12 protein-coding genes are annotated in these 13,515 nt (G+C 66.7%); 11 read left to right on the top strand and 1 reads right to left on the bottom strand.

Going from position 1 to position 13,515, the window contains the following annotated elements; translation table 11 throughout:
• Window positions 1-69 precede the first annotated feature (69 nt).
• The 11 genes from cpaB to MYA_RS06645 all read left to right on the top strand — a co-directional run bounded on the left by cpaB (window position 70) and on the right by MYA_RS06645 (window position 12,589).
• Complete coding sequence (cpaB, locus tag MYA_RS06595; protein ID WP_014722943.1) at window positions 70-1,014, top strand: Flp pilus assembly protein CpaB; 945 nt, start codon at window positions 70-72, stop codon at window positions 1,012-1,014.
• A 64-nt stretch (window positions 1,015-1,078) separates the two neighbouring features.
• Window positions 1,079-2,410 carry a type II and III secretion system protein family protein gene (locus MYA_RS06600; protein WP_011884617.1) on the top strand — a complete coding sequence of 444 codons (1,332 nt, stop codon included), beginning with the start codon at window positions 1,079-1,081 and terminating at the stop codon, window positions 2,408-2,410.
• Window positions 2,411-2,470: 60 nt separating this feature from the next.
• A complete protein-coding gene (locus MYA_RS06605) occupies window positions 2,471-3,745 on the top strand; it encodes a fimbrial protein (RefSeq protein ID WP_011884619.1) in 1,275 nt (424 codons plus the stop codon).
• Window positions 3,746-3,748: 3 nt separating this feature from the next.
• On the top strand, window positions 3,749-5,125 hold the full coding sequence (locus MYA_RS06610; protein WP_011884621.1) for a CpaF family protein: 1,377 nt from the start codon (window positions 3,749-3,751) through the stop codon (window positions 5,123-5,125).
• Window positions 5,118-6,104, top strand: coding sequence for a type II secretion system F family protein (locus MYA_RS06615; protein ID WP_014722945.1), 987 nt, complete (start codon window positions 5,118-5,120; stop codon window positions 6,102-6,104). The genes MYA_RS06610 and MYA_RS06615 overlap by 8 nt, the downstream gene beginning before the upstream one ends.
• A 4-nt stretch (window positions 6,105-6,108) precedes the next feature.
• Window positions 6,109-7,101, top strand: coding sequence for a type II secretion system F family protein (locus tag MYA_RS06620; RefSeq protein WP_011884625.1), 993 nt, complete (start codon window positions 6,109-6,111; stop codon window positions 7,099-7,101).
• 18 nt (window positions 7,102-7,119) lie between these two features.
• On the top strand, window positions 7,120-7,962 hold the full coding sequence (locus MYA_RS06625) for a tetratricopeptide repeat protein (RefSeq protein ID WP_011884626.1): 843 nt from the start codon (window positions 7,120-7,122) through the stop codon (window positions 7,960-7,962).
• 20 nt (window positions 7,963-7,982) lie between these two features.
• On the top strand, window positions 7,983-8,312 hold the full coding sequence (locus MYA_RS06630; protein WP_011884628.1) for a DUF3613 domain-containing protein: 330 nt from the start codon (window positions 7,983-7,985) through the stop codon (window positions 8,310-8,312).
• A 10-nt stretch (window positions 8,313-8,322) separates the two neighbouring features.
• Entirely contained in the window at window positions 8,323-10,329 is a 2,007-nt protein-coding gene (locus MYA_RS06635; protein WP_238539583.1) for a pilus assembly protein TadG-related protein, read from the top strand.
• 109 nt (window positions 10,330-10,438) lie between these two features.
• Window positions 10,439-11,830 carry a sigma 54-interacting transcriptional regulator gene (locus tag MYA_RS06640; protein WP_011884633.1) on the top strand — a complete coding sequence of 464 codons (1,392 nt, stop codon included), beginning with the start codon at window positions 10,439-10,441 and terminating at the stop codon, window positions 11,828-11,830.
• A 54-nt stretch (window positions 11,831-11,884) separates the two neighbouring features.
• Entirely contained in the window at window positions 11,885-12,589 is a 705-nt protein-coding gene (locus MYA_RS06645) for a DUF2968 domain-containing protein (protein ID WP_011884635.1), read from the top strand.
• 83 nt (window positions 12,590-12,672) lie between these two features.
• On the opposite strand, the gene hfq is transcribed toward MYA_RS06645, so the two are convergent.
• The gene (gene hfq, locus MYA_RS06650) at window positions 12,673-13,248 is read right to left on the bottom strand and encodes an RNA chaperone Hfq (protein WP_014722947.1); all 576 of its coding nucleotides are present in this window, start codon (window positions 13,246-13,248) and stop codon (window positions 12,673-12,675) included.
• Window positions 13,249-13,515 lie beyond the last annotated feature (267 nt).

A 13,515-nucleotide genomic window follows, 5' to 3' on the forward strand; every position in this document is an offset into this window, starting at 1 on the left:
TTCGCGACGCACGATGTTCCTGACCAAAATAATCGACACAGCCCCAATACCGGCACCCCAAACGACAAAATGGCCAATAACGTAACGAAGATCATCGCGGGGCTGCTGATCGCGATCGCCGTTCTGCTCGGCTTCTACGCGTGGATGCTCGGACGCAGTGCGTCTCATTCGGTGCCCGCGCAACCGGCGGTCGCCGCCAATCCCGCACCCGTCGTGATCGCGACGCGCACGCTGCCGGCGGGCCAGCCGATCGCCGCCGACGCGGTGAAACTGCAGGCGATTGCATCGGTACCGACAGGAGCGGTGGTCGATCCCGCCACCGTGGTCGGCCGTGTCCCCGCCCGCGACATCCCCGCATCCGCGCCGATCACGCCCGACGCGCTGGTTTCCGGCCTCGCCGAAGACATCCAGCCTGGCGAGCGCGCGATCGCGGTGCGCGTCGACGAGACCAATGCCGTCGGCAACCGGCTGCGCCCCGGCAACTTCGTCGACGTGTTCCTGAATCTGAAGCGCGAAGGCGGCGGCGCGATGTTCGACGGCGAGGTGTCCCAGACGCAGGCGCGCCTGCTGATGTCGAAGGTACGCGTGCTGTCGTTCGGCGACGCGACGCCGGAGCGCGACAGCGGCAGCACCACGAACGGCAGCAACGGCCAGCCGAGCAACGCCCGCATCGCCGTACTCGCGGTGCCGACCGCCCAGGTCGACGCGTTGACGCTTGGCGAGGCCACCGGCCGGCTGACGCTCGCGCTGCGCAACCCGCGCGACGACGAGCTCGCGATGCAGACCGTCGCGGTACGCACCGACAACAAGCTGTCGCCGTCGGCGCTGGCCGCTGCCGGCGTCTCGCTGCAACAGCTGTCGGGCACCCAGCGCAATGCCGCGGCGGCCAATGTCAATGTCCCGCCGCTGCCGTCGCACCTTCCGCCGGCCGTGCGGTCCGCCGCGGGGGCGACGGGCAGCGGCGGCAGCATCGAAGTGATCCGCGGCGGCCGCTCGGAAACGGTTGCGTATTGAAGAGCATCGATTCCTATCGATATCAGCGACGACATGTAATGGCCGTGCCACGGTACAACAATCCATGAAAAACACCCTGACTGCATTCGCGATGGCTTTGTGGGCCCTGACCTTCGCATCCATGGCAAGCGCGAGCGGGACGATCGAGCTCGCGGTCGGCGCGCAGCGGCAGATCGCCGCCGGCCGCGCGCTGCAGCGGGTCGCCGTCGGCGATCCGGCGATCGCCGACGTGCTGATCATGAAAGGCAGCCGTGCCGGCTCCGTGCTGCTGACCGCGAAGGCGCCCGGCACCACCAACGTGATGGTCTGGGAGCGCGGCCACGACGAGCCGACGGTCTGGAACGTCGAAGTCGTCGATGCGGCCGCGCAGGCCGTGCTCGACGCGTCGACGCCGCAGGTGAAGGCCTATGGCGGCACGTCGGTGCTGCGCGGCACGGCCGGCTCGCTCGATGCGCACGAACGCGCGGTGGCCGTCGCGAAGAACATGAGCCCGAAGGGCGCGGTGATCGATCGTTCGACGCTGGCCGGCAAGAACGTGGTGCAAGTGGACGTGCGCGTCGTCGAATTCAGCCGGTCGGTGCTCAAGCAGGTCGGCTTCAACTTCTTCAAACAGAGCAACGGCTTTTCGTTCGGCTCGTTCTCGCCGGGCGGCGTGCAGTCGTACAACGGCGGGTCCGGTCCCGGTACGGCGGCCTATATCCCGACGCTCGGCGCACCCGTTGCGTCCGCCTTCAATCTGGTCGTGAACGCGGCCGGGCACGGCATCTTCGCCGACCTGTCGCTCCTCGAAGCGAACAACCTCGCGCGCGTGCTCGCGGAACCGACGCTCGTCGCGCTGTCCGGCCAGAGCGCCAGCTTTCTCGCCGGCGGCGAGATTCCGGTGCCGTCGCCGCAGGGGCTCGGCTCGACCGCGATCCAGTGGAAGCAATACGGCGTCGGGCTGTCGCTGACGCCGACCGTGCTGAGCCCGAACCGGATCGCGCTGAAGGTCGCGCCGGAATCGAGCCAGCTCGATTTCGTGAACAGCGTGACGATCAGCGGCGTCGCGGTGCCGGGCATCACGACGCGCCGCGCCGACACGACGGTCGAGCTCGGCGACGGCGAGAGCTTCGTGATCGGCGGCCTGATCGACCGTCAGACGATGTCGAACGTCAGCAAGGTGCCGCTGCTGGGCGACCTGCCGATCATCGGCACGTTCTTCAAGAACCTGAATTACCAGCAGAACGACAAGGAACTGCTGATCATCGTGACGCCGCATCTCGTCGCGCCGATCGCGAAGGGCGCGGTGCTGCCCGCGACGCCCGGCGAATTGGCCGAGCAGCATGACGGGCCGGTATGGCGGTCGTATCTCGGCGGTGCGGCGTCGCCGGACGCGGCGCCGGGGTTTTCGAAATGAGCACGAAGCACGACGCGCCGGGTCCCCGCGCGGCGCATTGCGCAATCGGGAGTGTGCGACATGAATGCACGAATCGAATCACTATGTGAACCCGCCGTGACGGACTACTTCGTTTGCGCATCGCAGAAGGAAGCACACGTGCGCTGGCTCGCCGACACGCTCGTGTCGGCCGGTGCGGTCGAAGCCGCATCGCTCGAGCCCGGCGTGCTCGCGCAGCGCATCACCGGCCTCAACCCGGCGCTCGTGTTCGTCGACTTCTCCGCAAGCAGCGACGCGGCGAGCATTGCCGTCGCCGCGATCCGCGCCGCGCATCCGGGCTTGCCGATCGTCGCGCTCGGTTCGCTGGCCCAGCCGGAGAGCACGCTCGCCGCGCTGCGCGCGGGCGTGCGCGACTTCATCGACGTGTCGGCGCCTGCCGAGGAGGCGCTGCGCACGACGCGCGGCCTGCTGTCCAACGTCGGCGAGCCGGCGAGTCGCCACGGCAAGGTCGTCGCGTTGCTCGGCGCGCGCGCGGGCATGGGCGTCAGCACGCTCGCCGCGAATCTCGCCGTGTGGTTGCAGAAGCACGCGCTCGGACCGGGCGCGAAAGACCAACACGGCGGCAGCACGCCGGCCGGCCGTCAGACCGCGCTGGTCGATCTGGGACTGCCGGCCGGGGACGGCGCGCTGTTCCTGAACACGCGCTGCGAGTTCCATTTCATCGACGCCGTGCAGAACCTGCGCCGCATCGACCGCACGTTCGTGAACACCGCGCTGACGCGGCACCAGAGCGGCGTGGCGCTGACCACGCTGCCGCCCGACCTCGGCGGCCTGCGCGACGTGTCGTATGCGGCTTGCGTCGGCTTGCTGAACCGGTTTCGCGCGTTCTTCGATCAGCAGGTCGTCGATCTCGGCGGCTTCTCCAATCGCGACTTCGTCACGCAGATCGCTGCGTCGGCCGACGAAGCGTGGCTCGTCTGCGATCAGGGCGTCGCGTCGATCGTGTCCGCGGCCGATCTGCTCACCGGCTTGCGTGACGCGGGGATCGACACCGATCGCGTCAAGCTGGTGGTCAACCAGTACGACCCCGCGCTGGACCTGATGCCCGCGCAGATCGCCGAGCGTCTCGGGCTGTCGCTGGTCGGCACGTTGCCCGCGCGGCGCGTCGCGATCGGCCATGCCGCGAACCAGGGGCGGCTGATCGTCGATGCGGCGGAGCGCGATCCGTACGTGCGCGCCCTCGAATCCCTCGCCGTGCGGTTGCCGGGCATCTCCGGCACGGCCGGCGCGTCGCGTGCCGCGCCGCGCCTGTCCGCGCTCAAGCGCTTCATTCAACCTTCGTCCAAGCGGTCGTAACCGATGGCACACGACATCCAATTTGCCGACGGCGCAGCGCCGTTCTCCCAGACCCAGCAATTCCACGACATCAAGAATGCCGCGCACGAGCACTTGCTCACGCGCATCGAGGAGCTGGGCGCCGAGTTCGGCCGCTGGTCGCGCCAGGCGATCAACCAGTTCGTCGATCTGGAGATCGACAGCTTCGTGCGCCTGCGCCGCATTCCGCTCAACGAGAACGAAGTGCGCGCGATCGCCGAGGCGCTGACGAAGGAGCTGGCGGGCTTCGGGCCGATCGAGGACCTGCTCGCGGACCCGGCCGTCGAGGACATCCTGATCAACGGCTACAACGACGTGTACGTGTCGCGTCACGGCATGCTCGCCAAGCTGCCGGTGCGCTTCACCGACAACGCGCATCTGCTGCGCATCGTGCGGCGCATCCTCGCGCCGATCGGCCGCCGGCTCGATGAGTCGAACCCGATGGTCGATGCACGACTGCCGGACGGCGGACGCGTGAACGTCGTGATCGAGCCGCTGTCGATCGACGGCCCGATCGTGTCGATCCGGAAGTTCCGCAAGGATCCGCTGAAGCCGTCGGACCTGCTCGGCAACGGCACGTACAACGAAGAAATCGGCGCGCTGCTCGAGGCGGCCGTCGAAGCGCGCTGCAACGTGCTCGTGTCGGGCGGCACGAGCTCGGGCAAGACGTCGTTGCTCAATGCGCTCGCGTTTCATATTCCCGAGCCCGAGCGCGTCGTGACGATCGAGGATACGGCCGAGCTGTCGCTGAACCATCCGCACGTCGTGCGGCTCGAGAGCCGGCCGGGTGGATTCGACGGCTCCGGCGTGGTGACGATTCGCGACCTGCTGCGCAATACGCTGCGGATGCGTCCGGACCGGATCATCGTCGGCGAAGTGCGCGGCGGCGAAGTGCTCGAAATGCTGCAGGCGATGAACACCGGCCACGACGGCTCGATGGGCACCGTGCATGCGAGCTCGCCGCGCGAGTGCCTGTACCGTCTCGAGATGCTCGCGGGCTTCGCCGGTTTCCAGGGCACCGAGTCGAGCCTGCGGCGGCAGATCGCGAACGCGATCGACTTCATCGTGCAGATCGGGCGGCTGTCGAACGGGCGTCGCCGGATTCTGTCGATCACCGAGGTGACCGGGCTGTCCGACAACATCATCGCGACGCAGGAGCTGTATCGCTACGAGGCGCGTGTGACGCCGGAGGGCGAGGAAGTCGATCACTGGGAGTCGCTCGGCATCCATCCGCATTCGCCGAAGCTCGCGCGGTTCCGTCAGACGCTGTCGGGCGGCGCGGCGGGCGGTGGATTCGGCGGCGGGTTCGGCGGCGGGTTCGGCGGTGGCGGATTCGGTCGCGGCGGGGGCTTCAATGTATAGCGCGATGGTCTGGGTGCTCGCGGTCGCGATGCTGTGCGTGGCATCGGCATTGATGCTGTGGCGACATGCGGAAACCCGGCGCGTGCGAACGGACGCGAAGCGCTTCATCGACAGCCGGCTCGAACCGGGCGCGCGCGCGCCGGCGCAGCCGGCGGCGGCATCTGCCGGCGCGCGCACCGCGTCGCCGTCCGGTGGCGCGCGCGGCGCGATGGCCGAGGCCTTCTGGGTGCAGTGGTATGCGTCGGCCGCCGAGTACCTCGCCAATCTAGTCAACCGCGCGGGCATCGAAGGCGCTCGCGGCAAGGCGATCGGTGCGCTGGCCGTGCTGCTGGCGATCGCCGGGCTGGCGACCCATCGCGCCGGCGTGCTCGCCGGTCTGGCGGCGCTCGTGTGCGGCGGCGCGATGTTCGGCGTCTGGCTGGCATCGCGCATCCAGCGGCGACGGCTGAAGATCGTCCGGCAGATTCCGTCGTTCCTCGACGGCATCGTGAGGCTGGTGACGCTCGGCAACAGCGTGCCCGCGGCGTTCCAGGCGGCGCTGCTGACGTGCGAGGAACCGCTGCGCGGCTGTCTCGATCACGTGTCGCGGATGCTGCGCTCGGGCGTCGAGATCGATCGCGCGATGCTGCATGTCGCGAAGGTGTACCGCACGAAGGAATTCGAGCTGCTCGGCTCGGTGCTGCGGCTGTCGGTGAAATACGGCGGACGCGCGGACGTGATGCTCGAGCGGATGGCCGTGTTCATGCGCGATCTCGAGCAGGCGGAGCGCGAGCTGACGGCGATGTCGGCGGAGACGCGGTTGTCGGCGTTCGTGCTGGTGATGTTGCCTATCGCGATCGGCAGCTTTGTCGTGATGACCAATCCGAGATACCTGGAGGGCATGTGGAACGATCCGAGCGGTCGCACGCTTCTGATGCTCGCATTTCTGGCGCAGGTGGCCGGCAGTCTGTGGTTGTACCGAATGGCTAGGCTCAGGTGACGCGATGACGGCAGCTCAAATCGGATCAATAGCGCTCGCGCTTGGCGCACTCGGCGTGCTGTTGCTCGGCATGGCGGCATTGCTGCGTGCGAGTGCGGCCTCACGCGCGGAGCGTGCGCTTGCAGATGCGCTCGAGCGGCGCATGGCGGCGTTGGAGGCCGCGAGGACGCGCACCGCGCCGGACGACGGCGCGGGCACGCAACAGGTAGCACGCGGCCGCGAGCGTATCGAGCGCATGTTGTCGCGCTTGGCGGCGGCAGGAATGCGCTTGCTCGATACCGGTTTCGGCAAGCACATCGTCGCCGAAGAGGACCGTCGGTTGCTCGAGCAATGCGGGTATGTCGACGCGCGCACACGCGGGTTGTTCCTGAGCGCGCGGCTCGTTTGCGGGATCACGGTGCCGCTGCTGTTCGCAATACTGGCGAGCGGCAGAATGAAAGGCGGGTACTGGACGATCGGCATGTTTGCCGCTTTTTCGGTCGGTTTCATGCTGCCGAAACTCTACGTACAGCGTCGTGCGGCCGCGCGACGCCAGAGCGTGATCGACGAACTGCCGCTGTTCGTCGACATGTTGCGACTACTGCAGGGCGTCGGGTTGTCACTGGACCAGAGCCTGCAGGTGGTCACGAACGATTTCCGCGGGATGATGCCGGTGCTGTCGTCGGAAGTGGGGATCGCGCAGCGCCAGTTTGCTGCCGGCCGCACGCGCGACCAGTCGATGCAGCGGTTGTCGAGCGGATTCGACAACGAGGACCTGCGCGCGATCGCGCGGCTGATGGTGCAGGTCGACAAGCATGGCGGTGCGGTGCAGGAGCCGCTCAAGCAGTTCGGCGATCGATTGCGCGAGACGCGCCGCGCAATGCTGCGGGATCGCATCGGGCGGTTGACCGTGAAGATGACCGGCGTGATGGTGGTGACGTTGTTGCCTGCGTTGCTGATCGTGACTGCCGGGCCGGGATTGTTGGCCGTGATGCGCGCGCTAGCCGTGCATCATTGACGGACGAAAGGAAGGACGATGAAGCGGATCGGCAGGATGGCAAAGCAGGTCGGCATGGCGACGATGGCGTTGATGCTCGTTGCGTGCGCGACCAAGGAGAGCGGGTACGGTGTCGGCGCGCAGACCGAACGTGCGGCGTTGATCCAGGCCGCGGACCAGAAGCAAGCGGTGCCCGATACGCCGGGCATGTATCTCGGCCTGATCCAGCGGATGCAGACACAAGGTCTGTATTACGCGTCGCTCGCGCATATCGACGCGTACGACAAGACCTACGGCGTATCGCCGGACACGATTCTGCTGCGCGCAGATGCGTTGCGCATGACCGACCAGCCGGCTGCCAGCGCGGCGGCATACGCGCAATTGTTGAAGACGCCGCTGGCCGCCCGCGGTTATCGGGGCCTCGGGCTGATCGCCGGAGCGGCCGGAGATTTCGGTCGCGCGGTAGAGGCGCTCACGCAGGCTGCCGACCTGGCGCCGACCGACGCGTCGTTGTTGTCCGATCTCGCATACGCGAAATTGCGCAACGGGGACGTGGTCGGCGCGCGGGTCCCATTGATGAAGGCGGCGGAACTCGATCAGCGCAATCCGAAGATCGTCAGCAACCTCGCGCTGTATCTGCTTGCCGCCGGCCGCACCCAGGACGCGCAACGGCTGATGAATCAGCAGCGTATGCCGGCCGGGATCCGCAAGGACATCAGCAGCGATGCGGCGAAAATCGCAGCTGCCGCACGCGCGCAGCAGCGCGCGGTTGCGACGCCGCCGGTGGTGTCGCGCCGCGCCGCGACTGCCCCCATCACGCCGATGGCAAACAATGTCGGCTATGACCAGACCGTGCCGCTGTTGCAACGGTTTGCACAATGAACAGACAGGCGGGGAACGACATGAACAACAATCGTCATCGAAACATGTGGTCCGGCCGGCATGCGGCGTTGGCTGCGATCGCGTGCATCACGCTCGGTCCGGTCGGCGCACACGCACAGCAGCAGGATGCGGCGCCCGATGCATCCGTCGTCGGACGTTCGACACGGGACTGGCTGACGCTGCAGGCGCAGAACCGCGCTGCAGCGCCGACGCAACCGTTGCTCGGCGACGTTGCGTCGCTGGTCTACCAGCGCTATCTCGATTCATTCAAGAACAAGATTCCCGAGTCGATGAGCACGCAACTCGGCGCGTCCGGCGGGATGTCGGGCAGCGGGCAGGGTGCGCAGTAAGCGAGTGGCGATGCGCGCAGATCAATCACGAATGGCACGGCGCCGCGGCTCCGGCTGGCTCGCGCAGCGCCGCCAGCGCGGCTCCATTGCGATCATGGCGGCGATCTGGCTGTCGGTGGCCGTCATCGTGTTGAGCGGCATCGATATCGGCCGGTTTTATTCGGAACGACGCCATATGCAGGCGGCCGCAGACCTGGCCGCGCTGTCGTCCGTCATGAAGGCGAGCGCCGACTCGACGTGCACGGCGGCAAAGACCGCCGCCCAGCAAGTCGCGAACCCCACTGCGAATGCGGTGCCGGCGAACGCGACGCTGTCCGTGACGTGCGGTGTCTGGACAGCGCCTCAGTCGAGTAGCGGCAGCGCGCTGTTTACACCGACTGCCGGGGATCCGACCGCCGGGCAATGCGGCGGGCTGCAGGCGGGAACTGCAAACGGCCAGTCGGCCAATGCCGTATGCGTGACCGTCTCCGAGCCGGTCATCGGATTTTTCCGCAGTGGAACGACGATCAGCGCTTCGGCGATCGCGAAGAGCACGCCGACGGACACCTTCACGCTGTCCTCGTCGCTTGCGTCGTTGAACGGCGGCCTCGCGAACCAGTTGCTTCAATTGCTGACGGGGTCGCCGAATGCGTTGACGCTCAACGCGGTCGATTATCAGGGGTTGGCGCAGGTCAACCTGAAGCTCGCCGGCATTCTCGCCAATCTGCCGGTCGGCTCCAGCACGTCGGTGCTCAACGGCACGGTGACGCTGGGGCAGCTTGCGAATGCGATGATTCAGGCGGCGACGCAGCAGAACGTCGCCAGCGTCAAGCTGAACGTGCTGAATGCAATCACGGCCGGACTGTGCAGCGCGGGCGCATGCGGCGGCCCCACGATCGCACTGAATCAGCTGGTGTCGGTTGCGACCGCCACGGGAAGCTCCGCGGTCGATGCGAGCGTCAACGCGTTCGGTTTGCTGTCGACCGCACTTCAGGTCGCGAACGGCACGAACGCCGTATCCATTCCGAGCATCATGGTCCAGACGCCGACCGCACTGGCACCGCTGCTGAATGCAACGGTGACGGGTTCGGTGGCGCTGACCGGAATGCCGCCGTCCACGGCGAGCGGCCCGCCCGGGCCATCCAATTGCGGGACGTCGGACTGCGTGACCAATACGTCGACCGCGCAGGGCAACGTGTTCCTGAATATGTCGATTTCGCTGCTGTCGACGTGTTCGAACGGTTCGCTCGTCTTTCCGGGGGGCACATGTCCGTCAGGCAAGGCGACGCCGCTGGCAGCCGTTCAACTGCCCGTTACCGCTTATGTCGCTCCGGCGACGGCCGGGCTCGCATCCGTCACCTGCTCCGCGAACGGCACGAAGAGCGCGACGGTAAACGTGCAGACCGGGTTACTTGCCGTCTATCTCGGCGGCTCGGCGAACACCCCGATCAACCTGAAGGCGCCGAGCGGATATACGGCGAGCGGCAGTGCGACGCCGATCACGCTGGTATCGGTCAATCTGCAGAGCCTGCTGAACCTGCTCAATCTAGGCGGATTGATCTCCGGGCTGACGACGTTGGTCGATGTGCTGACGCTGGGCGCGCTCGACCTGACCGAGATTTCGGTCAACATCAATCTCACGCCGGGACAGTTGACGATCCCCGTCGCGAATCAAAGTCCGACGCCGCTGGTGTTCACGTATCCCGGCACGCCATCGTCGCCGTACACGCTGAGCGCCGGCACCGACCAGCTTTTGTCCCCCACGGTTCAGAGCGCGCTCAACAGCGGTCTGTCGGTGCAGTTGACGGCCAACGGCGGCCTGCTGAAATTACTGGGCGACGTAACGACTCCGATACTCAACGTCGTGCTGGGGCCGCTGCTGTCGGCGTTGGGCAGTACGCTCGTTCCGATGCTCCTGCAACCCGTCGACTCGCTGCTGACTTCGGTCACCGGCCTGCTGGGCCTGAGTCTCGGGAACGCCTATGTCACCAATACACCGGACTCGATCAAATGCGGCAATCCGATGCTCGTGCAATGAAGCCCGCAGCGTTCGTGCGCAGCGGGAGGGCGGCCCGCGCAGCCGGCCGTCGCCTGCGACCGACCTGCGATGCCGCATCTTTCGTCCATAACCGTAGCCGTACTGAATCATGAGAAACACGCCCGCAATCGCAGAACTCGACCTGTACGTCTGGGAAGGCAAGGCGGACATCGTCGACCGCGTTGCCCGCTGCATGGCGAGCTTCGACGTCGAGGTGATCCGTGCCGACAACGCGGAGATCTCGCCCGAGCGCGCCGCACTGCGGCCGTCGCTCGCGATCATCAGCGTGACGATGATCGAAACCGGTGCGGCGTTCCTGCGCGACTGGCAGGCCAACATCGGCATGCCCGTCGTGTGGGTCGGTGCGGCGCGCGATCACGATGCGTCGCAGTATCCGCCCGACTATTCGCACATCCTGCCGCTCGACTTCACCTGTGCCGAACTGCGCGGGATGGTCGGCAAGCTCGTCACGCAATTGCGCGCGCACGCGGCCGAAACGCTGCAGCCGTCCGAACTCGTCGCGCACTCGGAGTCGATGCAGGCGCTGCTGCACGAAGTCGATACCTTCGCCGACTGCGACACCAACGTGCTGCTGCACGGCGAAACCGGCGTCGGCAAGGAGCGCATCGCCCAGTTGCTGCACGAGAAGCATTCGCGCTACCGGCACGGCGAATTCGTGCCGGTGAACTGCGGCGCGATCCCCGACGGCCTGTTCGAATCGCTGTTCTTCGGCCATGCGAAGGGCTCGTTCACGGGTGCGGTTGTTGCGCATAAAGGCTACTTCGAGCAGGCGGCGGGCGGCACGCTGTTCCTCGACGAAGTCGGCGATCTGCCGTTGTATCAGCAGGTCAAGCTGCTGCGCGTGCTCGAGGACGGCGCGGTGCTGCGGGTCGGTGCGACGACGCCGGTCAAGGTCGATTTCCGCCTCGTCGCGGCCAGCAACAAGAAGCTGCCGCAACTCGTGAAGGACGGGCTGTTTCGCGCGGATCTGTACTATCGGCTCGCGGTGATCGAGCTGAGCATTCCGTCGCTCGAGGAGCGCGGCGCGGTCGACAAGATCGCGTTGTTCAAGTCGTTTGTCGCCGACGTGGTGGGCGAGGCGCGTCTCGCCGAACTGTCGGACCTGCCTTACTGGCTCGCCGACGCGGTCGCGGACAGCTATTTCCCGGGCAACGTGCGGGAATTGCGCAATCTGGCCGAGCGCGTCGGCGTGACGGTGCGGCAGACGGGCGGCTGGGATGCCGCGCGGCTGCAGCGGCTGATCGCGCACGCGCGCAATTCGGCGCAGCCGGTGCCGGCGGAGAGCGCGGCGGAAGTGTTCGTCGATCGCAGCAAGTGGGACATGAACGAACGCAGCCGCGTGATTGCCGCACTGGACGCCAACGGCTGGCGACGCCAGGACACCGCGCAGCAACTCGGCATCAGCCGCAAGGTGCTGTGGGAAAAGATGCGCAAGTACCAGATCTTCGACGAAGAGCCCGAGACTCGCGAAAGCGATTAATTAATGAGATAAAATCGCGCTCAATTACAACGACACGGGCGGGAATAAAAATTCATGAGCCACATTACGGGGTTGGGGCGAGCATGCGTGCTGTTCGCCATGATGGGAGGCATGCAGGGCGTGTACGCGCAGGGATTGGCAGCCGATGCGGCATCGGCGGTGCAGCAGGCGTCGGCGCCGGTAGCGGCGATTCCGGCGCTCGATCCGCAGGTTCAGTCGGTGCAGCCGCAGGCGGGCGAGACGACCGGGCAAAGCACGGTCGACGAGCTGCAGCGGCAGATGCAGGCGCATGCGTTGACGGAAATGCGCACGAACTATAACGGCAGCTACGGCGCGAGCCTGTTGTTCAACGTGAAGGACGGTGCGTATTTCGTGGCGCTGTTTCAGCAGAAGGCGTTCTGGCGTGTGATCAAGACGCACGACGACGCGCGCGCCGAAGCGATCTACCGCGACTTCTCGCATCAGGCGGCGCGGCTGGCCGTCAACGAGTTGCGGGCGGCGAAGCTGGAAGCGCAGAAGGCGCAAACCGACCGGCAGATTCAGGCCACGCAGGACCGCGCACGTCGCCTGCAAGCCGACCTGTCGATCGCGCACGAGCAGCAGGCCGCGGTCGCCGATCACCAGAAGAACGTACGCGACGAAACGGCGGCGCTGCAGACGCAGCAGGCGCAGCTTCAGGGTCAGTTGCGCGCGTTGCAGAAGCAGGTGCGCGCGCTGCAGCGTGAGGCCAATGCGGGCTTGCCGTCGACGGCACACTGAGCGGTCATGGGGTGCGCGGTGCGGCGACATGCCGCGCCGGCCTACCAGCAAAAAGGGCAAGCCGTTTGGCTTGCCCTTTTGTTTTACTGGCCGTCCGGCACGATTCGCCGGCGCCGGGTGACGATCACCGGCCCGGTGCCGCCACGCGAATCGGACGGCGCGCTGCTGCCCGGTGCGTCGCTGGTATCGCGCGGCGCGCCGTAGCTTTCGCGCGGTGCGCCATAACCTTCGCGCGGTGCGCCGTAGCCTTCCCGCGGCTCACGCGAGCCGTATCCTTCGCGCGGTTCGCGGGAACCGTAGCCCTCGCGCGGTTCACGCGAGCCGTAGCCGCCGTCGCCGCGCGACTCGCGCGAGCCGCCGTGCGAACCGTACGGGCTGTGGCCGCCGCCTTCACGGCCGCCCGGCCGGCCGCCGGGACGCGGGCCGCGCGGGCCGCCGGGACGCGAGCCGCCCGTGTCGAGCTGGATCGTCGAAATCGCGCGCTTGTAGATGCCTTGCAGACCCACAGGGGTGCGCAGCATCACCAGGTACTGATCGAACGACTCGATGCAACCCGTCAGACGAATGCCGTTGACGAGATAGATTTCAACACGCTTACGTTCCTTGCGTGCCGAATTGATGAAGTCGTTTTGCGGATGGGATTCTGCGGGATTGGCCATTGAGGTGCGGCAGGAGCCTGCGTCAGAGATGTGTTGTGCGTGTGTGTGGCGTGATCGCTCACCAAGTATTTAGCGGGATTCTACCCTGTTCGTTCCGCCCGCGCGTGATCGCGATTGTGTCGAACCGTAACCCACTATAGACGCTCCAGGGCATTTTCGCGATTCGGCCGAACGGCCGATTGCCGTTCGGTTACGTCGCGTTACGACTCTCGCAGCGGCGTAGCACCTCGTCGTGCGCGTCCGGATTACAGTCGCGGCGAATGCCGG

The organism is Burkholderia sp. KJ006 (assembly GCF_000262695.1).
Classification (GTDB): domain Bacteria; phylum Pseudomonadota; class Gammaproteobacteria; order Burkholderiales; family Burkholderiaceae; genus Burkholderia; species Burkholderia vietnamiensis.

What these genes read in the sequence shown, in the direction of transcription:
- cpaB (WP_014722943.1), top strand. Translation starts at nt 70, where the DNA reads ATGGCCAATAACGTAACGAAGATCATCGCGGGGCTGCTGATCGCGATC.
- MYA_RS06600 (WP_011884617.1), top strand. Translation starts at nt 1,079, where the DNA reads ATGAAAAACACCCTGACTGCATTCGCGATGGCTTTGTGGGCCCTGACC.
- MYA_RS06605 (WP_011884619.1), top strand. Translation starts at nt 2,471, where the DNA reads ATGAATGCACGAATCGAATCACTATGTGAACCCGCCGTGACGGACTAC.
- MYA_RS06610 (WP_011884621.1), top strand. Translation starts at nt 3,749, where the DNA reads ATGGCACACGACATCCAATTTGCCGACGGCGCAGCGCCGTTCTCCCAG.
- MYA_RS06615 (WP_014722945.1), top strand. Translation starts at nt 5,118, where the DNA reads ATGTATAGCGCGATGGTCTGGGTGCTCGCGGTCGCGATGCTGTGCGTG.
- MYA_RS06620 (WP_011884625.1), top strand. Translation starts at nt 6,109, where the DNA reads ATGACGGCAGCTCAAATCGGATCAATAGCGCTCGCGCTTGGCGCACTC.
- MYA_RS06625 (WP_011884626.1), top strand. Translation starts at nt 7,120, where the DNA reads ATGAAGCGGATCGGCAGGATGGCAAAGCAGGTCGGCATGGCGACGATG.
- MYA_RS06630 (WP_011884628.1), top strand. Translation starts at nt 7,983, where the DNA reads ATGAACAACAATCGTCATCGAAACATGTGGTCCGGCCGGCATGCGGCG.
- MYA_RS06635 (WP_238539583.1), top strand. Translation starts at nt 8,323, where the DNA reads ATGCGCGCAGATCAATCACGAATGGCACGGCGCCGCGGCTCCGGCTGG.
- MYA_RS06640 (WP_011884633.1), top strand. Translation starts at nt 10,439, where the DNA reads ATGAGAAACACGCCCGCAATCGCAGAACTCGACCTGTACGTCTGGGAA.
- MYA_RS06645 (WP_011884635.1), top strand. Translation starts at nt 11,885, where the DNA reads ATGAGCCACATTACGGGGTTGGGGCGAGCATGCGTGCTGTTCGCCATG.
- hfq (WP_014722947.1), bottom strand. Translation starts at nt 13,248, where the DNA reads ATGGCCAATCCCGCAGAATCCCATCCGCAAAACGACTTCATCAATTCG.